Raw genomic sequence first — 26,056 nt, 5'->3', positions numbered from 1 at the left:
CCCGTCCCGTGACCGATTGTCAGTGGCAGTCGCTACGGTGCCTGACATGCCGGATGCCGAAGACGTACGACGGATCGCCCTGTCCCTGCCGGACACCACGGAGAAGATCGCATGGAGCATGCCCACGTTCCGGGTCGCGGGGAAGATGTTCGCCACCCTGCCCGAGGACGAGACCTCCATCGCCGTGCGCTGTCCCAAGGAGGAGCGCGACGAACTGGCCCTCGCCGAACCGGAGAAGTTCTGGATCGCTGACCACGAGGCGCAGTTCGCCTGGGTCAGGGCCCGCCTCACCGCCCTCGACGGCGAGGACGAACTGCGTGACATCCTCGCCGACTCCTGGCGCCAGGCGGCCCCGCCCCGGCTGCTCGAAGCGCATCCCCGGCTGGGGCTGCCGTCCATGGGCTGAACACCGACGGGCGTTGCCGTCGGTTCACCCCGCGACGAAGCCCGCGATCCGCTCCCGGAGCGAGGCGGCGTCGAGACCGTGCGCGGCGACGTGCTCCTCGAGCTGCCCGTACCGTCGCAGTTCCCGTCGCCCCACGCCCAGCCCCAGCACCCGGTGCGGTACGGCGGCCAACGCGTCGTTGGCCGCCGCCGTCGACGTGCCCGCCAGGTACGGCTCGACGAGGACGACGTCCGTCCCGGCGCTCCCGGTGGCCCGCCGCAGCGCGGCCGCGTCGAACGGCCGGACGGTGGTGGCGTACAGGACGGTGACGTCGAGCCCCTCCGTGGCCGCGAGGACGGCGTCCAGGACGGGCCCCACGGCGACCACCACCGCCAAGCGGCCCTCGCGGACGGTGCGGAAGCGCTCACCGTCCACCGGCAGCGGGTGCGCGTTGGACTGCAGGGACAGCCGCACGTACACCTTGTCGTCCCCGGCGGCCACCGCGTGCCGCAGCAGCGTCTCGGCCTCGTCCGGATGCCCCGGCACATGCACGGTCCAGCCGTCCAGGGTGTCCAGCAGCGCCACGTCACCGGGCGCCATGTGCGTGTAACCGCCGGCCGGCCAGTCGAAGGACGCGGCGGCGCTCACCAGCACGGCACCCGCGCCCTGATGCCCGAGATCCAGCTTGACCTGCTCGAAGGGCCGCTCGACGAGGAAGCCGGCGAACGTGTGCACGACGGGCCGCAGGCCGGTGAGCGCCATCCCGGCGGCGGCTCCCACCAGGAGCTGCTCCCGGATGCCGACGTTGACGACCCGGTCCGGATGCCGACGCAGTGCCTCGCCGAAGCCGTCCTTGCCGACCTCGGCGAGGACCACCGCGACCCGGGGGTCCTCGTCGAGCAGCCGGGTGACGACAGGGGCGAAACGGTCACGCATGGTGTCCACGGAAGTCAGTCCTTTCCATACCGCATACCGAACTCGACTGAAAGCTCGACTGAAAGAAGGGGAGGGGTCACGCGTACTTCGGCTCGACCCGGGCCACGACGACGTGCGGGCGGCCCGGATGCGGCGCGGTGAACGCGGCGTACAGCGCCTCGTGGTCACGGCCGTCGACGGTGAGCGCGGACCAGCCGGCCGCCTCGAAACGCGCGACGATCCCGCCGGGCCGGGCGTGGGCGGCGGAGGAGTTGTCGACGACGACGGTGTGCAGCCGTTCCAGACCGGCGGGCCCCGCGAACGCGATCGCCTCGTGGTTGCTGCCCTCGTCCAGTTCGGCGTCCCCGACCAGCGTCCACACCCCCGGCCCGTCGAGCCCCTGCGCGCGCAGCCCCAGCGCCGTCCCGACCGCGATCGGCAGCCCGTGCCCCAGTGAGCCGCTGCCGATCTCGGCCCCCGGCACCAGCACCCGGTCGGGGTGGTGGCCGAGCGGGGAGTCGTACGAGCCGAAGCCCGGCAGCCACTCCACCGGCAGGAAGCCCTTGGCGGCCAGCACGGCGTAGTACGCCATCGGCCCGTGCCCCTTCGACAGCAGGAACCTGTCCCGGTCCTGGGCGTCCATCCGTTCCGGCGAGACGCGCAGCACCCGGTCGTAGAGCACCCACAGCACGTCCAGCGTGGAGGTGGCGGCCGGCCCGTGCTTCTCGTCGCCGGTCATCAGGCCCATCAGCCCCGGCAGATCCGCGAATCCGTACGTATGTGTGTGCTCCTCGATGATCGTCATACGGCGATCGTGCAACCTCAACCAAGCTTCAGGTCAAGCCCCGCCGTGCAAACGGGTGCGCGATCACCGTCCCGAGTGCGGTATTGTTTCCGTGCACGTTGATCCGGGGGAATCCCCAGGTCAGACGGGCATCGGGACGTGGCGCAGCTTGGTAGCGCACTTGACTGGGGGTCAAGGGGTCGCAGGTTCAAATCCTGTCGTCCCGACCAGCTTGTAGCAGGTCGGAAGCCGCCTTCTCATGGATGAGGAGGCGGCTTTTCGCCGTCCCCCGGTGCGGCGGTCCTACGATGTGTCGTCTGTGGGATGTGCCGTCACCCCTTCGACGGGGGAGCCATTGACGGAGAGCCATCGACAGGGAGTCGCTCATGACCACGGCACGGGACCTGATGATCGTCGCTCTCGACGCCCCCTCCACCCCTCCGGTGGCGCAGGGCGAGCTGTCGCTCGCGCTCGCGGGGGCGGAGCTGATCGACCTCATGGACGCGGAGGCCGTCACCCTGGACGGGCAGCTCGTCGTGCCCAGGCTGTCGCCCGCCGGCGGTGAGGGGCTGCTGCGCGAGGCCGCGTCGTCACTCGCACGGCAGGCGCCCTACGAATCCGTCGAGGACTGGTTGTGGCGCCGGGGTCGCGGCCTGGCCGCCGCCCATCTCGCCGACCTGGAGTCGGAAGGGCTGGTCACCCGGCCGCGCGCCCGCCGGATCTCCTTCCGGGCGGATCCGCCGGTGCCGGCCGATTCGCCGGCCCGGAGCCGGGCGGCCGGCCGCTGGGCGTCACGCGAACCGGTGCTGGCCGGCCTCGCCGCCGCCGCGGGGGTCGGGGAGCAGCCGGCCGAGGACCTGGTCGCCGAGCTCGCCGACGACCAGGTCGTGACCGTCCTGGCCGCCGTCAACGACGCCGTCATGGAACTGGGGGCCGTACGGCAGCGGCGAGGCATCGAGGACGCGGCCTTCGACAACGTCTGGCGAGCCGTCTGACGTACTCCGCAGTCGATTCGCCCGTAGATGTCCTTGATGTAGCACTATGTACTGCTTAGTGTTCGCCGGGTGAGCACCGCCGCGGGGCCCGACTCCCGTGCCGCCGTCCCGGAAGCGAGGTGTGGAGCGCGTGCACGCGATGTGCGGGGGCCGACCGGACTCGGGGAACCCCGGCGAGGTGCGACGCCCCCGGCGACCCCGACCACCTCGACGAACGCGACGGCCGCGGACACGGGTGCTGCTCGCGCTGGTGGTGCTGGCGTCCACGCTCGCCGCCTGCGGCGGTGAACAGGAGGGCTCCGGCCGGACCGCGCTCAACTGGTACAACTTCCCCGACGACTCCGGCGCCCTGCAGAAGGCCGCCGACCGGTGCGGTCGGGCATCGGGCGGACGCTACCGGATCAGCTACAACAAGCTGCCGCGGGGCGCCGACGGCCAGCGCCAGCAACTGGTGCGCCGGCTCGCCGCCCAGGACGAATCCATCGACATCATGGGCCTCGACGTCACCTGGCCCGCGGAGTTCGCCGAGGCCCGCTGGATCCGGGAGTGGACGGGCGAGAGGAAACGGCGGGCCACCGCGGGCACGCTGCGTGTCCCGCTGCGGACCGCCACCTGGAAGAACAAGCTGTACGCCGTCCCGTACAACACCAACACCCAGCTCCTGTGGTACCGCAAGGACCTGGTGCCCACCCCGCCGAGGACCTGGTCCGAGATGCTGGACATGTCCCGCGAGCTGGCCCGGCAGGGGAAGCCCCACTACGTGGAGATCCAGGGCGCCCAGTACGAGGGCCTGACGGTCTGGTTCAACACGCTGGTCAACAGCGCGGGCGGTGCCATCCTCAACCCGAGTGCCACCGCGCCCTCCCTCGGCCCGCCGGCGGGCCGGGCCGCCGCCCTGATGCGCGACCTCGCCGACTCACCGGCCGCGGACCCCTCCCTGCCCAACCAGATGGAGGACCAGAACCGCCTCGCCATGGAGTCGGGGGTGGCGGCGTTCGAACTCAACTACCCGTTCGTCTATCCGTCGATGAAGGAGAACAACCCGCGGCTGTTCAAGGACTTCCGCTGGGCGCCCTACCCGCGCGTCGACCCCGGCCGCCCCGCCCGGCCCACCATCGGCGGCATCGACCTCGCCGTCAGTTCCTACTCCCGCCACCCGGACCTCGCCTTCGAGGCGGCCCTGTGCCTGCGCAACCGGGAGAACCAGCTCACCGCCGCGCTCGACGGGGGGCTGCCGCCCACCCTGCGCACCCTGTACGACGAGCCGGCGCTCGAGAAGCAGTACCCCTTCTCCAAGGAGGTGCTGGCCGCTCTGCAGTCGGCGAGCGTGCGGCCGGTCACCCCCGCCTACCAGAACGTGTCGATCGCCGTCTCCCACACGCTGTCCCCACCGTCCGCCATCAAGCCGAAGAGCTCGGTCGACACCATCGGGGACCAGATCGACGACGCTCTGCGATCCGAGGGTGTGATTCCGTGAGCCACCGCCTCCCGGACAAGAGCGGGAAAGCACTCTCGGCCGGCGCCAAGCAGGAACGGCGCCTCGGCTGGCTGCTGTGCGCGCCGGCCGTCGTCGTCATGGCCGCCGTGACCGCCTACCCCATCGGATACGCCGTCTACCTCTCCCTCCAGCGCTACGACCTGCGCTTCCCGGCCCGGGCCGAGTTCGTGGGCCTGAGCAACTACGGGGCGGTGCTCTCCTCCCCGTTCTGGTGGGACGCCTTCTGGGTCACGCTGTTCATCACCGCCGTCTCCGTGGCCGTCGAACTCGTCCTCGGCATGGCACTCGCCCTGGTGATGCACCGCACGCTCTTCTGGCGCGGCACGGTGCGCACCGCGGTCCTCGTCCCGTACGGCATCGTCACCGTGGTCGCCGCCTTCTCCTGGCAGTACGCCTGGACCCCCGACCTCGGCTACCTGGCCGAACTGCTGCCCAGCGGAGAGGCCCCGCTCACCGAACAGTGGCCCGCGCTCTGGCTGATCATCCTCGCCGAGGTGTGGAAGACCACCCCGTTCATGGCGCTGCTGCTGCTCGCCGGCCTCGCGCTGGTTCCCGAGGAGACCCTGAAGGCGGCCATGGTGGACGGCGCCTCCGCCTGGCAACGGTTCACCAGGGTCGTACTGCCGCTGATGAAGCCGGCCATCCTCGTCGCGCTGCTCTTCCGCACACTGGACGCCTTCCGGATCTTCGACAACATCTACGTCCTGACCTCGGGCGCCCACGGCACCGGCTCCCTGTCGATCCTGGGCTACAACAACCTGTTCACCGCGCTGAACCTGGGCATCGGGTCGGCGATCTCGGTCCTGATCTTCCTCTGTGTCGGGATCATCGCCTTCACCTTCGTCAAGCTGTTCGGCGCCGCCGCACCCGGCGCGGAGGTGAAGCGCTGATGGCCGCAGCGGGCAGGACGCACGCGACCCGCTGGGGCGTCGTCAACGTCGTCGTGGTGCTGTACGCCCTGTTCCCGGTGTGGTGGATCGCCGCGCTGTCGTTCAAGGACCCCAGCACTCTCACCGACGGCGACTACATCCCCCGGGACTGGACCTGGGAGAACTACCGGGGCATCTTCGAGACCTCCCAGTTCACCCGGGCACTGATCAACTCGATCGGCATCGCGCTGATCGCCACGGTGATCGCGGTGGCCCTGGGCACCATGGCCGCCTACGCCGTGGCCCGGCTGCGGTTCCCCGGCAAGCAGCTGCTCATCGGGATGTCGCTGCTGATCGCCATGTTCCCGCCGATCTCCCTGGTCTCGCCGCTGTTCGAGATCGAGCGGGCCATCGGGATCTTCGACACCTGGATCGGGCTCATCATCCCTTACATGACCTTCTCGCTGCCGCTGGCGATCTACACCCTGTCGGCGTTCTTCCGGGAGATCCCGTGGGACCTGGAGAAGGCCGCCAAGGTGGACGGTGCCACGCCCGCGCAGGCGTTCCGGCTGGTCATCGCGCCGTTGGCCGCGCCGGGCGTGTTCACCACCGCCATCCTGGTGTTCATCTTCTGCTGGAACGACTTCCTGTTCGCGATCTCGCTGACCTCCACCGAGTCCGCGCGGACGGTGCCCGCCGCGATCGCGTTCTTCACCGGCAGCTCCCAGTTCCAGCAGCCCACCGGGTCGATCGCCGCCGCCGCCGTGGTGATCACCATCCCCATCATCGTCTTCGTCCTGTTCTTCCAGCGGCGGATCGTGGCCGGACTGACCTCCGGGGCGGTCAAGGGGTGACCGGGCCCGCACCGAGCCACCCCGCACCACACCCGGACCCGGCCGCCCGAAGGCCCGTCACGAAGGCAAGGAGGCACCACCCATGGCCGAGATCGTCCTCGAGGGCGTCACCAAGCGTTTTCCCGACGGATCCGTCGCCGTGAAGGACGTGGACCTCGACATCGCCGACGGCGAGTTCGTGATCCTGGTCGGCCCGTCCGGATGCGGCAAGTCCACCACCCTGAACATGATCGCCGGACTGGAGGACATCACCGAGGGCACCCTGCGCATCGGCGGCAAGGTCGTCAACGACCTCGCGCCCAAGGAGCGTGACGTGGCCATGGTGTTCCAGAGCTACGCCCTGTACCCGCACATGAGCGTGCGCGAGAACATGGGCTTCCCGCTGCGCCTGGCGAAGGTGGACAAGGCCACCATCGCCGGCAAGGTGGAGGAGGCCGCGCGGGTCCTCGACCTGGGCGAGTTCCTGGACCGCAAGCCCGCCAACCTCTCGGGCGGCCAGCGCCAGCGGGTGGCGATGGGTCGGGCCATCGTCCGCGACCCCAAGGCGTTCCTGATGGACGAGCCGCTGTCCAACCTGGACGCCAAGCTGCGGGTGCAGATGCGCACCCAGATCTCCCGGCTGCAACGCCGCCTGGGCACCACCACCGTCTACGTCACCCACGACCAGACCGAGGCGATGACCCTCGGCGACCGGGTCGTGGTCATGCGGCAGGGCCTGGTCCAGCAGATCGGCACCCCCGCGCACCTCTACGACCTGCCGCGCAACCTCTTCGTCGCGGGCTTCATCGGGTCCCCGGCGATGAACTTCGTCGGCGCCGTCCTGGAGGCGGGTGTGCTGCGCTCACCGCTGGGCGACCTGCCGCTCGACGACCGTACGCGTCAGGCGCTGGAACGGCGGAACGCGCCGCGCGACGTCATCGTCGGGCTGCGCCCCGAGGCCTTCGAGGACGCGGCCCTGGCCCGTGAGCCGGGCGGCCCCGTCCTCACGGCCACCGTGGACGTGCTGGAGTCGCTCGGTTCCGACGTGTACGTCTACTTCGGCGCCGAGGGCGGACCGGTGACGACCACCGAACTGGAGGAACTCGCCACCGACTCCGGTCTGCGCGACACCGGCGCGGGGGCCGCGCAGCAGATCGTGGCCCGGCTGAACGCCGCCACCCGCGCCCGTGAGGGAGCGCCCGTGGAACTCCGGGTCGACATGGGCAAGGCGCATGTCTTCGACCCCTCGACCGGGGCGAACCTCACCCGCCCGGAGAGCACGGACGCACCCTGACCCCGCTCGCGGGGCCCCCGCCGGGTCAGCCCACGCAGCCCGCGTGGGCCAGCGCCTGCTTCAGCAGCACCCCGTGCCCGCCCGGCATCTCGCTCTGCACGGCCTCCGACAGGGCCTCCTGCGGGCTGAACCACACCAGGTCGAGGGCGTCCTGCCGGGGCCGGCAGTCACCCGTCACCGGCACGATGTAGGCGAGGGACACCGCGTGCTGACGCGGGTCGTGGTACGGCGTGACGCCGTGCGTGGGGAAGTACTCCGCCACCGTGAACGGCTGGAGCGATGCCGGGATCCGAGGCAGCGCCACCGGGCCGAGGTCCTTCTCCAGGTGGCGCAGCAGTGCGTCGCGGACCCGCTCGTGGTGCAGCACCCGGCCGGAGACCAGCGTCCGGCTGACCGTGCCGTCGGGTCCGATGCGCAACAGCAGGCCGACGCTGGTGACTTCGCCGCTGTCGTCGACACGGACGGGGACGGACTCGACGTACAGGATCGGCATGCGGGCACGTGTCATCTCCAGTTCGTCGGAGGACAGCCAACCCGGCGTGGTTTCGGTCATGTCAGACATCGCTTGATCATACTTTCAACGGTTCGGACTTACGGGGTGCCGGCCGCTCCGCGGTGGTGTGTCCTCCTCGAGGGGCTCGGCCGGATCGGATCGACGGTCGCGTCAGGGGTGCACGGCGTCAGGGTTTCACCGCCACCGCGCCGTACTGCGGTACGACGACCGAGGCGTCCGCCTCGGCACGCCACCGCGAGCAGGACACCAGGCCGGGCTCGACCAGGTTCAGCCCCTGGAGGAACGCGGCGATGTCCTCGGCACCGCGGGCGGTGATCGGGGGAGTGGCGTTCTCGTTCCAGAACTCCATCGCGGGGATCTGGTTCTCGCCGCCCACCTCGGCGTCGGAGGTGGGGTGGGTGAGCACGAGGAAACTGCCGGAGGGGACGGCCGCCACGATCCGCCGTACGATCTCACGGGCCTCGCCGGTGTCGAGGACGAAGTTGAGGATGCCCAGCATCATCACCGCGACCGGACGGTCGAAGTCGAGTGTGGCGGCGGCCTGTTCGAGGATGGCGTCCGGGGTGCGCACGTCGGCGTCGATGTAGGCGGTCGCGCCGTCGTGGCTGCCGGTGAGCAGGGTCCGGGCGTGGACCAGCACGGTCGGGTCGTTGTCGACGTAGACGATCCGGGAGTCCGGAGCGATCCGCTGTGCGATCTCATGGGTGTTGTCCGCGGTCGGCAGCCCGGTGCCGACGTCGAGGAACTGCCGCACCCCGCGCTCACCGGCCAGATACGCGACGGCCCGGCCCAGGAACTCCCGGTCCGCGCGGGCGATGTCCCGGATGACCGGGATGATCGAGGCGACCTGGTCGCCGACCCGCCGGTCGACCTCGTAGTTGTCCTCGCCACCGATCCAGTGGTTCCACACGCGCGCGTTGTGCGCGACAGAGGTGTCCAGCCGCGCCGGGACCCTCGGCGGGGTGTGGCTCTCACCCACGTCTCTCGCCCTCCCTCGCTCCTCCGGCCGGATCCGGCCGTCGCGGTCATTGTGCCGCGCGGTGATCACCCTGTCCCGGGAATGGGAGAGCGGAACAGGGGAGCGGGAGCGAGAGAGGGCAGGGGAGCGGGTGACGGGGCGCCGCGTGCGTCCGTCAGGAGCCGAAGGGAGTGTTCTCCGCCTCGAACATCCAGCGCAGTTTCTCCAGTTCGGCGGTGACGGAGATCAGCAGGTCCTGAGTGACCGGGTCCGCCTTCTCGGTGGCGTCGACACGCTCGCGCAGCCGCACGATCGCGGTCCCCAGCGCCTCCGTCATGACCCGCACGGCGTCCTCGTCCCGCAGCCAGCCCTCTTCGGGGACGGGCAGCGAGAAGACCTTGGCGACGGTCTCCGGACGGCCGTCCGGCGGCACGCCGAGCGTCGCGGAGCGCTCCGCGACCGTGTCGGCGCCGGTGCGCGCGGCCGAGACCACCTCGTCCAGCTGGAGGTGGACCGAACGGAACCGCGGGCCCACGACGTTCCAGTGCGCCTGCTTGCCGATCAGGGAGAGGCCGAGGAGGTCCACCAGGGTGCTCTGGAGTGCCTCGCAGGCGATCCGGCGGTCCTCGTCGGGCAGCGTGCTCCGCACAACGGTCATGGGGTGGGGGCTCCCTTCACGTTTTCTTCTTCCTCGTCCGACCGCGCGGGTGCCCCGGACGCTCCGGCGCAAACCCGGCGACACCCGCGGTGCGCGCGGTCCGGCGGGCGGTGGCGGCAGGACCATCAGGCGAGACGGTGCTGACCGCGATCACCGGGGGACATAGCATCGGTCCCCGCAATGAACACGATGACGCTCTGGGACCTCAACGGCTGGCAATTCGCCGCCCTCGCCTTCGCGGCCCTGCTCGTGGGCTTCTCCAAGACCGCCGTGAGCGGGGCCAACACGGTCAGCCTCGCCATCTTCGCGGCGATGCTGCCCGCCCGCGCCTCCACCGGCGTACTGCTGCCCATCCTGATCGCCGGGGACGTGCTCGCCGTCCTCACCTACCGGCGGCACGCCCACTGGCCCACGCTGTGGCGGCTGTTCCCGGCGGTCGCCGCGGGCGTCGTGGTCGGCACCGTCTTCCTGATGTGGGCGGACGACGAGGCCGTACGGACGTCGATCGGGGCGATCCTGCTGCTGATGGCCGGGGTGACGGTGTGGCGGCGACGAGCCGCGGAGAGAGCCGCGAAGGGCGCCGGCGCCGGGAACGAACCCGACGCGGTCACCTCCCGGGCCGGCAAGCTCAAGGCCCGTTCGTACGGCGTCCTCGGCGGTTTCACCACCATGGTCGCCAACGCGGGCGGACCGGTGATGTCCCTGTACCTGCTCTCCGCGGGCTTCCGGAAGCTGGGCTTCCTGGGGACGTCGGCCTTCTTCTTCCTGATCGTCAACACGTCCAAGGTGCCGTTCAGTGTGGGCCTCGGGCTGATCAACGCGGAATCGCTGCTGCTCGACGCGGCGCTCGTCCTGTTCGTCGTGCCCGGCGCGTTCCTCGGCAAATGGGCCGTGAGCCGGATCAACCAGGTGCTCTTCGAGCGGCTGGTGATCGCGGCCACGGTGGTGGGCGGCGTGCAGCTGCTGCTGCACTGAGCCGGGAGCCGGGAGCCGGGAGCCGGGAGCCGGGAGCCGGAGCCGGTGGGTGCCGGACCTACCGCGAGCCGAGAAAGGGCTCCTTGCCCTCCGTCTGCGGGAGATCCTGGTGCCGGAACCGGCTGGGGGCCGCCGTGCGCCCGACCGTCGCCGCCAGTTTGCGCAGCCGCCGCCAGTCCAGGCGCGGTGGCGCCGGCGCGACCCCGGGCCGTTTGCGGGGGACGCGGACCCGGAGCGCGCCGGGTGCGATACGGCAGTGGACGGGCGCCGGCAGCACCAGGGCCTCCCCGTCGACCCCGGCCTCTATCTCCGCGCGGTCCCCCTCGATGACCACCTCGGAGGCGGTCAGGATGGTGAGCCCGCTCGGCGCGGGATCCAGCAGCAGTGCGGCGGCGTGCACCGCGCCCTCCACCTTGACACCGAGGACACCGAGGACACCCGAGTCGAGCCGATCCCGTCGGCCCAGGCCGAAGGGATCGTCGGTTCGGTAGGGGTTGTTGCTGACCAGCACCGCCTGCGGGGCGTCGAGTGTCGTGTCCCCGATGCGGGCGACCAGCCGGGGACCCTGCTGCCCGGTGAGCAGGTCCGGCAGCAGCTCCAGACTGGTGCCGAGCTTGTCGTCCCGGTAGGCCGGGCTTTGCACGATCGACGCGTACGCGCCGAAGGACGCGTTGTTCACGAAGGGCTGGTCACCGGCGAAACCGAGATCGACGCGCAGCTCCACCCCGTCGGTGAGCGCGTCCAGGCAGGCGGCCGGATCCCCGCGGTCCAGACCCAGGTCCAGGGCGAAGTGGTTGCGCGTCCCGGCGCTGATGACCAGGAACGGGATGCCGTGCTCGGCGGCCACGGCCGCGACCAGCGCCTGCGTGCCGTCACCGCCGGCGGCACCCAGCAGATCGGCACCGTCCGCGACGGCCTCCCGGGCCAGAGCGGTCACGTCGTTCTGCGCCTCCGGATCGAGCAGGACGACCCGGGCCCCCAGGCGTTCCGCCTTCTCCCGCAGGCCGAACCGGCCCACCTTCCCACCGCCCGACCGGGGATTCATGATGAGCACCGGCCGCCGGGGCGGCGGTGTCCGCCGCTCCCTCTGCCGATCCCGCGGCCGCTCGCTCCCCGTCCCCCGCAGCGCGTACCGGCCGCTCCACACGGCCAGCCCCCACAGGGCCAGCGACAGCGGCAGCGCCCAGAACAGGGTGACGGCGAACAGCGCGACGACGGCCGCGGGCACACACAGCGCCACCAGCCCGGCCACCCAGCGCAGCGGACCCCGCAGGGTCAGCGTCCACCACAGAGCCGCGATGCTCACGGCGAGGCCGGCCACACCGCAGAGCAGCAGCACCAGCCCCTCCAGACCTCCGTAGAGGAGCGGGAACAGCACCGCGAGCGTGGCCGCGGCCAGCGCCACCCGTGCGGACCACCGCTGGACCCGGTAGGCCCGCCTGCTCAAGTCCACGGCCATGACTCCTCCAGTCGCCGGCGTCATCGTAGGACGTACGGGGCACGGGCGTTGCCGACATCCGCGTCCTGGCCACGGCGCATGTCCGACATCCGCAGGCCTGCCCCTCAGGCGCCCCTCAGGCGCCCCTCAGGCGCCCCTCAGGCGCCCCTCCGACGTCCCTTCCGGGCCCGCCCCGCCCTCCCCGGCGCCGGACTCGTACGCTCGGCGTCATGTCCGCACACGTCCTGGTCCTCGGTGGTACCACCGAGGCACGCGAACTCGCCGCCGAGCTGACCGCCCGCCCCGGAATGCGGGTGACCACCTCGCTCGCCGGACGGGTGGCACGGCCCTCAGCGGTCGAGGGCGGGATGCGCGTCGGAGGCTTCGGCGGGGCGCGAGGGCTCGCCGACTGGCTCCGCGACCAGGGAGTGACGGCCCTGGTCGACGCCACGCACCCGTTCGCCGAGCGGATCACGGCGAACGCGGCACGGGCCGCGACCGCGACCGGCGTGCCCCTGGTCGTACTGCGCCGCCCCGGCTGGCAGCCCGGACCGGACGACCGCTGGCACCCGGTCCCCTCCCTGGACGCCGCCGCCGAACTACTGCCCCGGCTCGGACAGAGAGCCTTCCTCACCACAGGCCGCCTGGGCCTCGCCGCCTTCGCCCGGCTGACCCGACTCCACTTCACGATCCGGTCGGTGGAGCCTCCCGAGCCGCCCGTGCCGCCGCACGCGCGCGTCCTGCTGGACCGCGGACCGTTCACCGTGGCCGACGAGACGGCTCTGCTGCGCGAGCACCGCATCGACGTACTGGTGACCAAGGACAGCGGGGGATCGGCGACGTCCGCCAAACTCACGGCGGCCCGCGAACTCGGCCTGCCGGTCGTGGTCGTACGCCGCCCACCGCTGCCGGAGGGCGTCAGCCCGGTGCCCGACGTGACGAGCGTCCTGGAACGCCTGGCACCCTTCTGACGCGACGGGTCTCGGCCGGCTCAGCCGTCCCCGGGATTCCGCCGCAGCAGATACGTGTCCATGATCCAGCCCTTGCGCTCGCGGGCCTCGGCGCGCAGCCGCTCGATCCGGGGAGCGGCCTCGGCGAGCGGCCCGGAGACGAGGATCTCGTCCGGCGTGCCTATGTAGGCGCCCCAGTAGATGTCGATCTCCTGGTCGGCCTGGTCGGCGTACTGCCGGAAGGTCTGATGGGCGTCCAGCATCACGACGACGTCGTCCACCCCCTCGGGGAAGCCCTCCGCGAGCCGCCGTCCCGTGGTGATCTGGACCGGGCGGGCGACCCGGTTGAGCCCCGTGCGGTGCCGGGCGACGAGCGCCGAGACACTGCTGATGCCCGGCACGACGTCGTACTCGAAGGCGACCACGCCCCGCGCCAGCACCTCCTCGAGAATCCCCAGCGTGCTGTCGTACAGCGACGGGTCCCCCCACACCAGGAACGCGCCGACCTCGCCCTCGCCCAGCTCCTCGGCGATCAGCCGCTCGTAGATGTCCGCGCGGGCGCTGCGCCAGTCACCGACGGCGGGGGAGTAGGCCGCGCCGCCGGCCCTCCGGTCCCGCTCCGGGTCGCGCGCCTCGACGACGCGGTACGTCCGCTCCGGCAGGTGTGTGTCGAGCATGTCCCGGCGGAGCCCGGTCAGGTCCGCCTTCACCTCGCCCTTGTCGAGGATGAAGAACACGTCCGTGCCGCGCAGCGCCTTGACAGCCTGCAGGGTCAACTGGTCGGGATCGCCCGCGCCGATACCGATGACATGGATTTTTCGCACGCCCCGAGTCTGCCGCACGCCACCGACACCCCACGCACCGCGTCCGGGACTTACCCTCGCCGGGACGTGTCCCGCAGCCGCGGTGCCCGCGACCCCGCGTCCACCGGAACGCCGTCCCCCCGCTCCACCTCCGCCGCCAGCTCCCGGGCCCAGGCGACGACACCGTCGAGGTCGATCCCGTGCGGACGCGCGGACCCGGCACCCGCGGCCCACTCCTCCGCCGCGCCCGCCCCGCGCCGCAGCAGCCGGGCCCCGCCGGTGACGTTCCCGCGCGCCGCGTGGGTGAGCCCCACGGCGAGCTGGGCGAGCCCCCGCCACAGCTCCCGCTCCTCCTCGGGCCCCGACTTCCAGGCGTCCTCGAACACCTCGTGCGCGTGGAACGGCTTCCCCTCGTCCAGCAGCCGCTGCGCCTCGGCGACGCTCTCCTCCGGCGGCCGGACGATCCCCTCGGGCTGCCGGGGCACACCCTCCGCGCCGTACGGCAGCGGCCGCCCCAGCCCGTCCCGCGGCCGGGCGTTGCGCGCCCGCCCCTCACCGTCCCGGTCCCTCGTGACGGCCGTCCGGTCCGGGGAGGTCCTGTCCGTGCTGTCCATACGCCGATTGTCCCCCGGCCGACCTCGCTTCGGCACAGGGCGCGGTGTGCGGTAAAGTTCTGTCCGCGCGCTCACGAGCTTCACCGCACGTGAGCGCATCGGGACGTGGCGCAGCTTGGTAGCGCACTTGACTGGGGGTCAAGGGGTCGCAGGTTCAAATCCTGTCGTCCCGACTGGAGACAGTCGTAGATCGAGGGCCGGTTTCGGAGACATCCGAAACCGGCCCTCGATCGTCCTTGGGGAGCAGGGGAGGTCAGGGCAGACGACGTACGTAGGCGTCCGTCCCGGGGCTGCGCGCCCCCGGGGCCAGGTCGTCGGCCGCCGAGGAGAAGGCCACCGCCCGTGCCCGGGCGTCGAGCGGCCGGGCCGCGACTGCCGCCTGGACCGGCGTGCCGTCGGCGCCCACGATCGCCACCCTGGTGCGGCCGCTGCGCAGGTCACGCAGGTACCAGGTGCCCGCGTCCGCCTCGGTCGCGAATGCCCGGAAGAGCAGGTACCTGCCGTTGCCGCTCAGTGCCCCGTCGGCGGTCGAGAGGGTGGGGTCGGGTGCCTCGACGATGCGCAGGGTGTCGGTGCGCAGGTCGCGGACGAACACGTTGGCACCGGCGCCGTTGGTGTCCTCGGGGCCGAGATCGGTGGCCGTCGAGGTGAAGGACGCGTACCGGCCGTCGCCGCTGATGCCGCCCTGGGACACCCTGCCGTTGCCACGGGCGCCCTCGGGCGTGGTGTGCAGCGAACGGCGGGCGCCCGTCACCGGGTCCGCCACCACGACGTCGGAAGGCGGGTTCTGGAGCACCGGGAAGCCGTAGCACGTGTACACCAGGGCGCGGCCGTCGTCGCTGAGCTGCGGGGTGAGGGGGCGGTGCAGGCAGGACGGCTGTACCGCCAGCTCCCCCGTGCGCATGTCCCGCACGCCCACCCCCGCGCCCGGCCTGGGAACGGTCGAGCTCGAGGCGAACGCGACGTATCGGCCGTCGGCGCTGACGGCCGCGTGCAGGGCCCACCGCGTGGAACCGCCGAGCTCGTTGCCGACGTACTCCACCTCCCCGCTCCGCAGGTCCCGCCGGTAGACCGACGGGACGTCGTGGACCTCGTCCGGGATCAGGTCGGCCGAGGCCGACACGAAGACCGCGTACCGGCCGTTCGCGCTGATCGCCCCGGCGGTCGCGCCGAGTTCGGACTGGCCTCCGGCGGCGTCGGTGCTGACGCGCTGCGTGCGGCCGGTTCTCAGGTCCCGCAGAAAGACGTCCGGGGCGCCGTTGGTGTCACCAGGGACCAGGTTGGAAGCCGACGACGTGAACACCGCATACCGGCCGTCAGCGCTGAGTGAGGGGGCCTCCGACGCCCCGTCGGCGCCCTGGGTGAGGCGCAGGCTGTGCGGGGCCCTCGGCTTCTTCCCCGGCTTCCCGTGCTGTGCGTCGGGCGGTGCGGCCGGTGCCCCCGCAGTCGTCAGCAGTACCGCGACGCACGCGGCCGCGGCGGTCACGGCCGTCCTTCCAAGTCCGTTTCGCATGGATGAAGTTCCCCCTTTAAAACGTGATGGGACGGGCCCGGCCCACCGTCCTCGCGACGGACCGGGTGAGGTGGGCCGACGCGGATACGTCGGGCGTGTCCGTCAGCGCGTTTTCCGGACGTATACGTCACCGCTCGGGCCGGGAGTGCCGGGCATCGGGCCGCTGCCGGCGGACGCGAAGACGACGTGCCGCCCGTCGGCGTCGGCGGAGGTGCCCCCGGAGGGGTTGTGCACACCTTCGGTGACGTACTGGACGGGTGAGCCCTCGATCTTCACCTGCCGGTACGGCGACGCGAGAGCGCCCGCGGGCGCCGGAAGCGCCGTGGCGCATGTCGAGGCGGTGATTCCGAGCATGGCGGATCTGGACCTCCGGCGCATGAATCCCCCTGATTCATCCGTCTCCGACCCCCAGCGGGGACCTCCTGATGCAAGCCCAACTCCCCGCGGGAGGCAATCCGTTGATTGCTGTACAATCAGGCGGAAAGATCGGTGGTCCGTGCGCGTGACCGGCAGTCCGCAGACAGTCGGCGGCAGCGCGCCGCGCCTGTGCAGGGAAGGCCACCCCCCACCTCAGGCCTCGCTGCCTGCTCGGTGCGACGTGACTCCGGGCGATGCCCCCGACGGAGGCTGAGACCGTCGCCGTCGAGCGGATCGTCACCGCCCACCTGTCTTCCTTCCCGTACGAGGATGAGGAGAGCCTGTACCTGTACGACGACGGCAGCGAGCCGGACGAGAGCGCGGCCGGGTCCACCGAAACGCCATTCGCCCTTGACCGGGTGCTGCTGGTGCTCGGCCGCATGCTGACATCTGCGTCTGGTCAAAGAGTTCGATGTGAGGCCGAGGCTGCGCCGGGGTGCAAGGGGGGCCCGGACGGCACTCGGCGGGCTCCGGAATTGACTGGTTGCTGCTCGTGGATGCTGCAGGGTGCGCACCTCGATGTGGGTGCCACTGCAGGTATCACCCTCGGCGGCGCTGTCCCCGATGGCGGCGGCGTACCGTGGCAGCGTGGCAAACGAAGACTTGGGGCGGACCCTGCGCCGCTTGCGCCGCCTGGCCTCCCTGACGCAAGAAGAGCTGGCCGAACGCTCCGAGGTGTCCGTCGACGTGATCCGTCAGCTCGAACAGGGGCGGAAGCACTCGGCGCGCCTCCCCACGCTGCACGCGCTGGCCAACGGTCTCGGTGTGGAGCTGACCACGCTCCTGGGTGACCCGCCTGCGGTCTCCTCCACGGGAGAGAGCGACGGGCCGCGCTTCGTGGCCGTGCGCCGCGCCATCATGCCCGTGTTGTGGGGATCGGAGCCGGAGCCGCCAAGCTCCGAGTTCTCTCTGGACCGTCTGCGTGAGCAGATCGCGGACGGCTGGACGCAGTACCACTCCGCCGAGTTCGACACGGTGATGAAGGTACTGCCGGACTTGCTCTCGGCCGCGCGCACCGCCACGACATCGAGCAGCGACGACGACCGCAGGGCCGGTTTCGCGGCCCTGGGCAAGGCGCTTCAGCTCGCCGGGCACGTCGCCGTACGGATGGGCAAGACGGACCTCGCCCTGACGAGCCTGGAGCGCGCGATAGATGCTGCGGGACAGTCCTCCGATCCGCTGCTTCTACCGATGGTTGTCAACTCCATGGCGTGGACCTACCAGCGGCAAGGACGCCTGGAGGACGCGTTGAGCATTGCCCTCCGTGCTGCCGCAGACATGGCAGACAGGGGCCGCACCGAGACGGCCGACGGCCTGAAGGTGTGGGGCGCGCTGACCATGAGCGCCGCCACATCGGCCGCGCGGAGCGGCGACTACGAGCGCGCGGCGGCGATGATGGAGGCGGCGGAGAAGGAAGCCGCCCGAGTCTCGAAACTGCCCGATGGTGGCGACAACCGTATGGTCAGCGTCTTCAGTCCGTCGTCGGTTCGCATCGAACGCGTCCGTCTCGCTGTCCAGTACGGGCATCCGCAGGACGCCTTGGCGCTGGCCAAGGGGCGGCTGAGCAAGGACACCCCGCCGTCCTGGCGGACGTGGCTTCTGCTGGACGTGGCCCGAGCACACACGGACTTGGGAGATGCGGCCGGAGCGGTGAAGACCTTGGAGTCCCTGCGCCGGGTGGCACCGACGTGGATGCAGCACCACACGTTGGCCGTGGCCATCGTGCGCGACCTGTGGGCGCTCCCCAACCACCCGCCGGGGCTCCGGCCGTTGGCGGAGTTCCTGGGGGTCAGTGAATAGCGTGGTGAAAGTGGGACGTTACGTCCCTGTCGGCGTCCTCGGTATGTCGCTTGCATGAGAGGCAGCACCCCGGCGACCGCGCGAACGGTCCCGGGGCCCGGCCGATCTGAGAAAGCAGACCGACATGCCGCAATCTACATCGCGGGCGCGCCGTACTGGCTGCCCCGGGTACAGCGAGACTCTGCCGCGCCAGCCCGAAAGTGCGGGCGCAGCCCGGGGCTTGGTGCGCGCCGCGCTGGCCGTCTGAGGTCTGGACGAACTTGCTGACGACGGCACCCTGATCGTCTCCGAGCTGGTGTCCAACGCCGTCCGGCACGCACGAAGCCATTCCATCCGGGTCACGGTCACTCGGCCCGAGACAGCACGGGTGTACATCGGTGTCGTGGACAAGTCGAGGGCTTGCCCAGAACCCCGAGAACCAGACGAAGAGGACGAGAGCGGACGTGGCCTCACGCTCGTGGGATTACTGGCGGATGACTGGGGCACCGATCTGCTGCCCTGGGGCAAGCGGGTGTGGGCAGAGCTACACGGGAAGAAACGCGGATGACCGGCGAACGAACCCCATGGGTGGGCGACTTGATCCATGACGAGAACGCCGGTCGACGCGGGATCGTCACGGACGTGCGCGGCGGCGCTGTATGGGTGCTGCGGCCGGAGTCCGGGCCGGGTCAGTGGGTTTCGGAGCAGCCGGAGCGCCTGGCCGTGGTGACACCGCGTGAGGAGATGCGGGGGCGGCTGTAGACAGGTGGGAAGCCCTGGCTTGGGTGGCGTTCACCGGCCGGGCGCCCGCTGAAACGGTCTCGGGCCCGTGCGGAGACGCGACCGTCGTCGGTGTTCGCCACGATTAGCTCACAGAAGAACTTGGCTGGTGAGGGCAGCATTCCGAGCACCCTCGGGCCTCCAGGGGCCACGAGGTGCAGCGTCGAGCGGGAGAGCCGGTCGAGCTGGGTGACCTTCGGCGCGTCGCTCTCACACAACAGTTCAGGGATGAGAGCAAGCTTCGTCCGGGGCGGCTTCGCGCCGCTCGCCTCGTCGACATGGATGTTGTCGCGGTCGATGTCGGCCCGCAGGAGTGCGTCGATCTGACGATCGGGGTTCTGGTCGGCGGTAGAGCCCTGCACGTAGCCGATGAACATGTGTCGGAATCCATCGGCCAGGCCGTTCGCCGACGTTGATTTTCGACGTGGATTGCCGACACTGCCCACCTGCGGGTTTGCGATTGCCGGGGTGGGTGTCGGCAGATGGTCGTCTTCCGGCGTCCTTCTCAGGTAAAGGCGATGGCTGCCCCGGCCGCGAGCGAGAGTTTCGCGGCCCGGAGGAGTTGCAGGCAGGCATAGGACTCGATGCCGTAACGCTGCCATCCCCTGGTGGCCGGCTCCTCGGCGTCGGCGGCTCCGAAGACCTCTTCGGAGTGTGGGTCGAGGTCTTCGGGGAGCCCGAGGTCTTCGGCGAGCCGACGGGTTTCCGCGAGCAGTCGCACCGAGGAGCCGAGGTAGCCGCCCGGTGCTTTTTTGTCGACGATGACGTGGGCGAAGTCGACGGGGACGTAGTAGCCCTCGCAGTCCGAATGGTGGATCAGATGGTCGAACGGTCCGGGAGGGTCACCGGGGAGCGTCTTGTAGACCTTGCTCAGGAGCGGGTCGTCGGTCGCACGCCGGGCTTTGTCCAACGGTTCGGGCAGGCGCCCACCTGCCGCGAGGTGGACGGCGAGACGACGAACAGTGTGCAGGCCCGAGTAGCCCCACATCTCGAACTCCGCGACGTCCGCTTCGACCAGGTCGGGCTCGGCCCACTGCCGCGTTCCCGCCCGCTCCAGCAGCTCGCCGATCGTGGCGAAGTCGGCGCGGACCATCTCGGTGTAGTCGTCCTCGGCGTCGACGAGCACACCGACGACCATGTTCAAACCCATGACCCGATCTTGTCAGCACCGATCGGACGACCACACCTTGCCCTGCCGCTTCCTCACGTCCGCCGACCTGGCAGCTCGGGGCCCAGCCGGAGGAGAACCTGACGGCGGGGCAGCGGGCTCGGCTGGATGGGGCGTGCTGAGACGTCCGGGTGTGGCGGTGGGACCGTGGAAGGGACAACCGGACATCCGGAGGGAGCGCCGGCCATGACCAGCCACCCCGCCGCCCGCGCCATGCGGGCGACCCCCGAAGGCCTGCTGTGGGAGCCCAGTGAGCGTTGGGTGCGCGGTACCGCGGGCGATGTCACCGTCGTCGACAGCCGCCACCCGCTCCTCGTCTGGGAGCCCCGGCTGCCCGTCCCGCAGTACGCCTTCCCCCGTGCGGAGGTGCGCACGGACCTCCTCCGCCCCGCACAGGACCCGCCCACGGGCAGGCACACCGGCTCGACGGTCTTCTACGACCTCGAGGCGGGCGACGGGGTGCGCCCGGACGCGGCCTGGACGTTCCCCGCGGACGACCTGGCCGGCCACATCGTCTTCGAGTGGTTCCGGCGCACCGACACGGGACTCGACCACTGGTACGAGGAGGACGAGGAGATCTTCGTCCATCCCCGCGACCCGCACACCCGGGTGGACGCCGTGCCGAGCAGCCGCCACGTCCGGGCCGGGATCGACGGCACCGTCGTCGCCGACACCCGGTCCCCGGTCCTGCTGTTCGAGACCGCCCTGCCGACCCGCTACTACCTGCCGCGCCAGGACGTCCGCCTGGACCTCTTCGAGGCCACGGACCACAGCACCGACTGCCCGTACAAGGGCACGGCCGACCGGTACTGGTCCTGGCGCGGCGGGGGCGCCGTGCCGCCGGACATCGTGTGGAGCTACTCCGAGCCGCTGCCCGCCGTGGCCGCGATCAGGGGCCGACTGGCCTTCTTCAACGAGGCGGTCGACCTCACCGTGGACGGTGAGCGCCTCCGGCGCCCTGTCACGCCCTTCAGCGCGAGCCTCAGGACCTGACCAGGAGCTGGAAGTCGAAGGAGTACCGGGAGGCGCGGTAGACGTGGGTGGCGTACTCCACCGTGCGGCCCGTGTCGTCGTAGGCCGTGCGCTGCATGGTGAGCAGGGCGGCGCCCTCCTTCTCGTCCAGGCGGGCCGCCTCCGAGGCCGTGGCCGAGCGGGCGCCGACGGTCTGGCGGGCGCTGTGCAGGGTGATGCCGGCCGAACGCATCATGCGGTACAGGCCGGTCGACTCCAGCCGGGCGTCGTCCAGGTCCAGCAGCTCCGGCGGGAGGTAGTTGCACAGCAGGGCGACCGGCTGGCCGTGGGTGCGGCGCAGGCGTTCCAGCAGGACGACCTCACTGCCTTCTGCCAGGCCGAGCGCGGCGGCCGCCTCGGCGGGCGCCGGTACCGTCTCGTGGCGTACGACCTGTGTGGTCGGGCCCTGTCCCGCCGCCTCCAGGTCGTCGTAGAGGCTGCTCAGTTCCAGTGGCCGTCTGACCCGGCTGTGCACCACCTGGGTGCCCACCCCGCGCCGCCGGACCAGCAGCCCCTTGTCGACGAGGGACTGGATGGCCTGGCGGACGGTGGGGCGGGACAGACCGAGGCGTACGGAGAGGTCGACCTCGTTGCCCAGGAGGTCGCCCGGGGCGAGGACACCGCGTGCGATCGCCGCCTCCAGCTGCTGGGCGAGCTGGTGGTACAGCGGCACCGGGCTGCCCCGGTCCAGGGCGAAGTCCATTGTGCTGAGCGCGGGTTCGGTCACGGCACGGGGCCGGTCACCGGTCTTCGCCATGGGGTACCTCCCTGTCGAGGGCGCGGTCGGGGACGGTCGGTTCGGGAAATGATCAGAGGTGGCGCCGGCGTTCGGCGACCCGGGCGTCGTACCGTTCGCGGGCCCGGACGGCGGCCTCGCGGGAGGCGACCTCGGCCACCGGCACGTCCCACCAGGCCTCGGCCGGGGGAGCGGTGGGGGCCGGGTCCGTCTCGACGTACACGCACGTCGGACGGTCGGCGGTACGGGCCTGTGCCAGGGCGTCCCGCAGCTCCCGCACCGTCTTGGCGCGCAGTACGTCCATGCCCAGGCTGGCCGCGTTCGCGGCGAGGTCGACGGGCAGCGGGGCGCCGGTGAAGGTGCCGTCCCCGGCCCGGTAGCGGTAGGCGGTGCCGAAGCGTTCGCCGCCGGTCTCCTCGGACAGGCCGCCGATGGAGGCGTACCCGTGGTTCTGGATCAGGACCATCTTGACGGGCAGCCGCTCCTGGACGGCCGTGACGATCTCCGTCGGCATCATCAGATACGTGCCGTCGCCGACCAGCGCCCAGACCGGGGTGTCGGGCGCGGCCTGCTGGACGCCGAGGGCGGCGGGGATCTCGTAGCCCATGCAGGAGTAGCCGTACTCCAGGTGGTACTGGCGCGGGCTGCGCGCACGCCACAGCTTGTGCAGGTCGCCGGGGAGCGAACCGGCCGCGTTGATCACCACGTCCGTGTCGCCCACGACCGCGTCGAGCGCGCCGAGCACCTGGGTCTGGGTCGGCACGGCGTTCTCGTCGTCGGCGCGGTAGGCGGTCTCGACGACCTGCTCCCAGCGCTCCTTGCCGGCGCGGTACTCCGCCTCGTACGCCGCGTCCACGCGGTGCCCGGTCAGTGCCCCGGCCAGCTGCTCGAGTCCGGTGCGGGCGTCGCAGACCAGGGTGCGCGCCGCCAGCTTGTGGGCGTCGAAGCCGGTGATGTTGAGGTTGAGGAAGCGGACGTCCGGGTGGCGGAAGAGAGTGCCGGAGGCGGTGGTGAAGTCGGTGTGACGGGTGCCGACGCCGATCACCAGGTCGGCGGTGCGGGCGAGGTCGTCGCTCACCGCGGTGCCGGTGTGGCCGATGCCGCCCAGGTCGGCCGGGTGGTCGTGGCGCAGGGAGCCCTTGCCGGCCTGGGTGGAGGCGACCGGGATGCCGGTGGCGTCGACGAGGGCCTTGAGCGCGGTCTCGGCCTCGCTGTGGTGGATGCCGCCGCCGGCGACGATCAGCGGGCGCCGGGCGGCCCGTACGGCTGCCACGGCCGCCGTCAGCTCGGCAGGGTCGGGCGCCGGGCGCCGTACGGGCCAGACGCGGTCGGCGAAGAACTCCTCCGGCCAGTCGTACGCCTCGGCCTGGACGTCCTGCGGCAGTGCGAGGGTGACGGCGCCGGTCTCGGCCGGGTCGGCGAGCACCCGCATCGCGTTCAGCGCGGAGGCGATCAGCGCCTCGGGGCGGGTGATCCGGTCGAAGTAGCGGGAGACGGGGCGCAGGGTGTCGTTGACGGAGACGTCGGCCTCGACCGGGTGCTCCAGTTGCTGGAGCAGAGGGTCGGCGGCGCGCGAGGCGAAGTAGTCGCCGGGGAGCAGCAGCACCGGCAGCCGGTTGACGGTGGCGAGGGCGGCGCCGGTGACCAGGTTGGTGGCGCCGGGGCCGATCGAGGTGGTCACGGCCTGCGCCGAGAGCCGGTTGAGCTGGCGGGCGTGGGCGACGGCCGCGTGCACCATGGCCTGCTCGTTGCGGCCCTGGTGGTACGGCATGACGTCGGCGTACTCGACGAGTGCCTGCCCGACACCCGCCACGTTGCCGTGGCCGAAGATGCCCCAGGTGCCCGCGATCAGCCGGTGGCGCACGCCGTCCCGCTCGGTGTACTGGACGGACAGGAACCGCACCAGGGCCTGGGCGGTGGTCAGTCGGCGGGTGGGGGCGCTCATGCGGACCTCTCCGGGGCGGTGTAGAGGGGGAGACGGGGGTCGACCGGCTGGTCCGGCCAGGTGTCGCGGATCCAGGCGTGGTCGGGGTGGTCGCAGATCAGCCAGGCCCGTTCGGCTTCCGGGCCGGCCATGACGTTGAGGTAGTACATGTGGTGGCCGGGCACCGCCATGGACGGGCCGTGCCAGCCGTCCGGGATGAGGACGACCTCGCCGTCGCGCACCTCGGCGAGCACGTCGGTCTCGCGGCCCGGGCCGGAGGGGGAGACCCGCTGGTAGCCGAGGCCGGGGGTGCCGTCGTGGCCGGCGAACTCGAAGTAGTAGATCTCCTCCAGCACGGACTCCTCGCCCGGCCGGTGCTCGTCGTGCTTGTGCGGCGGGAAGGACGACCAGTTGCCGCCCGGGGTGAGCACCTCCACCGCGATCAGCTTGTCGCACTCGAAGACCCCGGCCGCGCCGAAGTTGTTGACCTGCCGGGAGCAGTTCCCGGTGCCGCGCAGCTCCACGGGGACGTCCGAGGCCGGCCCGTAGCGGGCGGGCAGGCGGCGGGTGCAGCGGGCGCCGGTGAGCGCGAACCGGCCGCCGGCGGCGGAGGTCACGCTCGCGCGGGCGTCGCGCGGGACGTAGGCGAAGTCGGTGACGCCGTCGAACACGCCGGTGCGGCCGGTGAGTTCGAAGGTGTCGTGGCCGAACTCGTCGTCCGCGGTGACCGTGCAGCCGCCGCTCAGCGGCAGCACGATCCACTCGCTGTCGCCGGTGTCGAAGGTGTGGCTGCCGCCGGGCGGCAGTTCCAGCACGCGCAGGCTGGAGTACCCCCAGCCGGCGGTCCTCGGGGTCACGTCGACGACGTAGGGGCCGGCGTGCGCCTTGCCCGCGGGAAGGTGGTACCTCATGGCATGCCTCCGTCTCGGAACGGGCTTTTCACAACAGGCCGACGGCCGTGTCCACCGCCGACTCCACGGTGCCGCTCGCCGGGTAGAGCAGCGAGCGGCCGACGACCATGCCCTGCACGGAGGGCAGCCGCAGGGCCTTGCCCCACCGCTCGTACGCGGCTTCCTGATCGCCGACCTCGCCGCCGAGCAGCACCACGGGCAGGGTGGAGCTCCGCAGGACCTCCGCCATGTCGTCGGCGTTCTCGGTGACGGGGAGTTTCAGCCAGGTGTAGGCGGAGGTGCCGCCGAGGCCGGAGGCGATGGCGATGGACCGGATGACGGCCTCGGCCGACAGGTCGTTGCGGACCCTGCCGTCGACCCGGCGCGAGATGAACGGTTCCACGAACACCGGGAGCCGGCGTTCGGCCATGGCGTCGATCGCGCGGGCGGTGGACTCCAGGGTGGTCAGGGAGCCGGGGTCTTCGTGGTCGATGCGGACCAGCAGCTTGCCCGCGTCGAAGCCGAACCGTTCGATGTCCTCGGGGCGGTGGCCGGTGAAGCGGTCGTCCATCTCGAAGGCCGAGCCGGCCAGCCCGCCGCGGTTCATCGACCCCATGACGACCTTGTTCTCCAGCGCGCCGAGCAGCAGCAGGTCCTCCAGGACGTCGGCGGTGGCCAGCACCCCGTCGACACCGGGCCGGGACAAGGCGACGCAGAGACGTTCCAGCAGATCGGCGCGGTCGGCCATGGCCAGCCGCCGGTCGCCGATGCCGAGCGCGCCCCGGGCGGGATGGTCGGCGGCCACGATCATCAGCCGTCCGCTGTCGCCGATCAGCGGACGGCGCGCCCGGCGGGCCGCCGCCTCGGCGACGGCCTCCGGATGCCGGGCCCGGACCGCGGTGAGGTCACGGATGCTGAGGTTCAAGAGAGGACTCCGTTCAGGGCTGGTTCGGCAGGCTCGCGTCGCCCGGTGGCGGCCACCGCGACGTTCGCGGCCGAACCACCGAGGAACTTTCCGAACGTTTCGACCTTCGCCGGCGGAACGCCGGTCTCCAACGGGTAAAGGTCGACCCCGATGCGACCCATGGTGATCAGGTCGAAATACTGTGGTGCGTCTGAGTCGGTCATCGAGCGAAGCTCCTCGAACTACAGGGGGATGCGGGTCCCGTAGTGCCCTGCGACGGTGGGGACGTGGAAACCGGGGACCTGCCGCCTCTCAGGTGTAGGTCGCGGAGGGCGACGATGTCAATAGTTTGTACTTACATTCGGACTAGCAAGTGAAATGATGTCTTAACAAAGTATTGACAGAGTGTGCGTCAAGGGATTTGATCCCGTCCCAGCACGACAGCCGTTTC

Annotated in this window: 27 protein-coding genes, 2 tRNA genes and 1 pseudogene; 13 read left to right on the top strand and 17 right to left on the bottom strand. The window is 71.4% G+C overall.

The window, feature by feature from the left end; all coding sequences use genetic code 11:
* The first annotated feature begins 46 nt into the window (after window positions 1–46).
* The gene (locus JL475_RS25190) at window positions 47–406 is read left to right on the top strand and encodes an MmcQ/YjbR family DNA-binding protein (protein WP_202280207.1); all 360 of its coding nucleotides are present in this window, start codon (window positions 47–49) and stop codon (window positions 404–406) included.
* Window positions 407–430: 24 nt separating this feature from the next.
* Here the strand turns inward: JL475_RS25190 and JL475_RS25185 are convergent, their stop codons facing one another.
* Together JL475_RS25185 and JL475_RS25180 are read right to left on the bottom strand one after the other, a co-directional pair.
* Window positions 431–1,330 (bottom strand): transketolase family protein, encoded by a 900-nt coding sequence (locus tag JL475_RS25185; protein ID WP_202280206.1) that lies wholly within the window; start codon window positions 1,328–1,330, stop codon window positions 431–433.
* A gap of 67 nt (window positions 1,331–1,397) precedes the next feature.
* Entirely contained in the window at window positions 1,398–2,105 is a 708-nt protein-coding gene (locus JL475_RS25180) for a transketolase (protein ID WP_202280205.1), read from the bottom strand.
* A gap of 132 nt (window positions 2,106–2,237) precedes the next feature.
* Here JL475_RS25180 and JL475_RS25175 point away from each other — a divergent pair.
* From JL475_RS25175 to JL475_RS25150, 6 genes are all read left to right on the top strand, one after another.
* Window positions 2,238–2,314 (top strand) — tRNA-Pro (locus JL475_RS25175).
* A 156-nt stretch (window positions 2,315–2,470) separates the two neighbouring features.
* Window positions 2,471–3,079 (top strand): GPP34 family phosphoprotein, encoded by a 609-nt coding sequence (locus JL475_RS25170; protein ID WP_202280204.1) that lies wholly within the window; start codon window positions 2,471–2,473, stop codon window positions 3,077–3,079.
* Between the two features lie 235 nt (window positions 3,080–3,314).
* Window positions 3,315–4,556 carry an ABC transporter substrate-binding protein gene (locus tag JL475_RS25165; protein ID WP_307825151.1) on the top strand — a complete coding sequence of 414 codons (1,242 nt, stop codon included), beginning with the start codon at window positions 3,315–3,317 and terminating at the stop codon, window positions 4,554–4,556.
* Window positions 4,553–5,467 carry a carbohydrate ABC transporter permease gene (locus JL475_RS25160; RefSeq protein WP_202280203.1) on the top strand — a complete coding sequence of 305 codons (915 nt, stop codon included), beginning with the start codon at window positions 4,553–4,555 and terminating at the stop codon, window positions 5,465–5,467. The genes JL475_RS25165 and JL475_RS25160 overlap by 4 nt, the downstream gene beginning before the upstream one ends.
* Window positions 5,467–6,300, top strand: coding sequence for a carbohydrate ABC transporter permease (locus JL475_RS25155; protein WP_202280202.1), 834 nt, complete (start codon window positions 5,467–5,469; stop codon window positions 6,298–6,300). Before JL475_RS25160 ends, JL475_RS25155 begins: the two co-directional genes overlap by 1 nt.
* Before the next feature lie 82 nt (window positions 6,301–6,382).
* Entirely contained in the window at window positions 6,383–7,573 is a 1,191-nt protein-coding gene (locus tag JL475_RS25150; protein ID WP_202280201.1) for an ABC transporter ATP-binding protein, read from the top strand.
* A gap of 25 nt (window positions 7,574–7,598) precedes the next feature.
* Here the strand turns inward: JL475_RS25150 and JL475_RS25145 are convergent, their stop codons facing one another.
* From JL475_RS25145 to JL475_RS25135, 3 genes are all read right to left on the bottom strand, one after another.
* Window positions 7,599–8,126 carry an NUDIX hydrolase family protein gene (locus JL475_RS25145; protein WP_202280221.1) on the bottom strand — a complete coding sequence of 176 codons (528 nt, stop codon included), beginning with the start codon at window positions 8,124–8,126 and terminating at the stop codon, window positions 7,599–7,601.
* Window positions 8,127–8,253: 127 nt separating this feature from the next.
* Entirely contained in the window at window positions 8,254–9,066 is an 813-nt protein-coding gene (locus JL475_RS25140; protein WP_202280200.1) for an SAM-dependent methyltransferase, read from the bottom strand.
* Between the two features lie 154 nt (window positions 9,067–9,220).
* Window positions 9,221–9,703, bottom strand: coding sequence for a Dps family protein (locus JL475_RS25135; RefSeq protein WP_109376200.1), 483 nt, complete (start codon window positions 9,701–9,703; stop codon window positions 9,221–9,223).
* Between the two features lie 180 nt (window positions 9,704–9,883).
* Between JL475_RS25135 and JL475_RS25130 the strand changes: the two genes are divergently transcribed.
* The gene (locus tag JL475_RS25130; protein WP_202280199.1) at window positions 9,884–10,678 is read left to right on the top strand and encodes a sulfite exporter TauE/SafE family protein; all 795 of its coding nucleotides are present in this window, start codon (window positions 9,884–9,886) and stop codon (window positions 10,676–10,678) included.
* A gap of 58 nt (window positions 10,679–10,736) precedes the next feature.
* On the opposite strand, the gene JL475_RS25125 is transcribed toward JL475_RS25130, so the two are convergent.
* Window positions 10,737–12,137 (bottom strand): diacylglycerol kinase family protein, encoded by a 1,401-nt coding sequence (locus JL475_RS25125; protein WP_202280198.1) that lies wholly within the window; start codon window positions 12,135–12,137, stop codon window positions 10,737–10,739.
* A gap of 209 nt (window positions 12,138–12,346) precedes the next feature.
* Here JL475_RS25125 and JL475_RS25120 point away from each other — a divergent pair, with 209 nt between their 5' ends.
* Window positions 12,347–13,087 (top strand): cobalt-precorrin-6A reductase, encoded by a 741-nt coding sequence (locus JL475_RS25120; protein ID WP_202280197.1) that lies wholly within the window; start codon window positions 12,347–12,349, stop codon window positions 13,085–13,087.
* Window positions 13,088–13,107: 20 nt separating this feature from the next.
* On the opposite strand, the gene cobF is transcribed toward JL475_RS25120, so the two are convergent.
* Window positions 13,108–13,890: a precorrin-6A synthase (deacetylating) gene (gene cobF, locus JL475_RS25115; RefSeq protein ID WP_202280196.1), complete on the bottom strand. Its 783-nt coding sequence runs from the start codon at window positions 13,888–13,890 to the stop codon at window positions 13,108–13,110.
* Between the two features lie 50 nt (window positions 13,891–13,940).
* Window positions 13,941–14,483, bottom strand: a complete 543-nt coding sequence (locus JL475_RS25110) for a DUF309 domain-containing protein (RefSeq protein ID WP_202280195.1) — start codon at window positions 14,481–14,483, stop codon at window positions 13,941–13,943.
* Window positions 14,484–14,582: 99 nt separating this feature from the next.
* Between JL475_RS25110 and JL475_RS25105 the strand changes: the two genes are divergently transcribed.
* Window positions 14,583–14,656: transfer RNA gene (locus tag JL475_RS25105), tRNA-Pro, on the top strand.
* 80 nt (window positions 14,657–14,736) lie between these two features.
* On the opposite strand, the gene JL475_RS25100 is transcribed toward JL475_RS25105, so the two are convergent.
* A complete protein-coding gene (locus tag JL475_RS25100) occupies window positions 14,737–15,969 on the bottom strand; it encodes a PD40 domain-containing protein (protein WP_202280194.1) in 1,233 nt (410 codons plus the stop codon).
* Between the two features lie 129 nt (window positions 15,970–16,098).
* Entirely contained in the window at window positions 16,099–16,350 is a 252-nt protein-coding gene (locus JL475_RS25095; RefSeq protein ID WP_202280193.1) for a hypothetical protein, read from the bottom strand.
* A gap of 651 nt (window positions 16,351–17,001) precedes the next feature.
* Here JL475_RS25095 and JL475_RS25090 point away from each other — a divergent pair.
* Complete coding sequence (locus JL475_RS25090; protein WP_202280192.1) at window positions 17,002–18,213, top strand: helix-turn-helix transcriptional regulator; 1,212 nt, start codon at window positions 17,002–17,004, stop codon at window positions 18,211–18,213.
* A gap of 295 nt (window positions 18,214–18,508) precedes the next feature.
* Entirely contained in the window at window positions 18,509–18,760 is a 252-nt protein-coding gene (locus tag JL475_RS25085; RefSeq protein ID WP_307825150.1) for an ATP-binding protein, read from the top strand.
* 121 nt (window positions 18,761–18,881) lie between these two features.
* On the opposite strand, the gene JL475_RS25080 is transcribed toward JL475_RS25085, so the two are convergent.
* Window positions 18,882–19,418, bottom strand: coding sequence for a recombinase family protein (locus JL475_RS25080; RefSeq protein WP_307825149.1), 537 nt, complete (start codon window positions 19,416–19,418; stop codon window positions 18,882–18,884).
* Window positions 19,419–19,477: 59 nt separating this feature from the next.
* Window positions 19,478–20,122 (bottom strand): hypothetical protein, encoded by a 645-nt coding sequence (locus JL475_RS25075; RefSeq protein WP_202280191.1) that lies wholly within the window; start codon window positions 20,120–20,122, stop codon window positions 19,478–19,480.
* Window positions 20,123–20,326: 204 nt separating this feature from the next.
* On the opposite strand from JL475_RS25075, the gene JL475_RS25070 reads away from it, so the two are divergent.
* Window positions 20,327–21,133, top strand: coding sequence for a DUF427 domain-containing protein (locus JL475_RS25070; protein ID WP_202280190.1), 807 nt, complete (start codon window positions 20,327–20,329; stop codon window positions 21,131–21,133).
* On the opposite strand, the gene JL475_RS25065 is transcribed toward JL475_RS25070, so the two are convergent.
* From JL475_RS25065 to JL475_RS25045, 5 genes and pseudogenes are all read right to left on the bottom strand, one after another.
* On the bottom strand, window positions 21,123–21,908 hold the full coding sequence (locus JL475_RS25065; RefSeq protein WP_202280189.1) for a GntR family transcriptional regulator: 786 nt from the start codon (window positions 21,906–21,908) through the stop codon (window positions 21,123–21,125). The two genes, JL475_RS25070 and JL475_RS25065, sit on opposite strands and share 11 nt — an antisense overlap.
* A gap of 52 nt (window positions 21,909–21,960) precedes the next feature.
* A complete protein-coding gene (gene iolD, locus JL475_RS25060; RefSeq protein ID WP_202280188.1) occupies window positions 21,961–23,832 on the bottom strand; it encodes a 3D-(3,5/4)-trihydroxycyclohexane-1,2-dione acylhydrolase (decyclizing) in 1,872 nt (623 codons plus the stop codon).
* Window positions 23,829–24,722 (bottom strand): 5-deoxy-glucuronate isomerase, encoded by an 894-nt coding sequence (gene iolB, locus JL475_RS25055; RefSeq protein WP_202280187.1) that lies wholly within the window; start codon window positions 24,720–24,722, stop codon window positions 23,829–23,831. Before iolB ends, iolD begins: the two co-directional genes overlap by 4 nt.
* 28 nt (window positions 24,723–24,750) lie before the next feature.
* Window positions 24,751–25,626 carry a deoxyribose-phosphate aldolase gene (locus JL475_RS25050; RefSeq protein WP_202280186.1) on the bottom strand — a complete coding sequence of 292 codons (876 nt, stop codon included), beginning with the start codon at window positions 25,624–25,626 and terminating at the stop codon, window positions 24,751–24,753.
* A 47-nt stretch (window positions 25,627–25,673) separates the two neighbouring features.
* Window positions 25,674–25,829, bottom strand: a pseudogene (locus JL475_RS25045) (5-dehydro-2-deoxygluconokinase); the annotation flags it as partial.
* Between the last annotated feature and the right edge of the window lie 227 nt (window positions 25,830–26,056).

This window comes from Streptomyces sp. M2CJ-2 (assembly GCF_016757295.1).
Taxonomy (GTDB): domain Bacteria; phylum Actinomycetota; class Actinomycetes; order Streptomycetales; family Streptomycetaceae; genus Streptomyces.
This window is presented reverse-complemented; position numbering and strand designations above follow the sequence as displayed.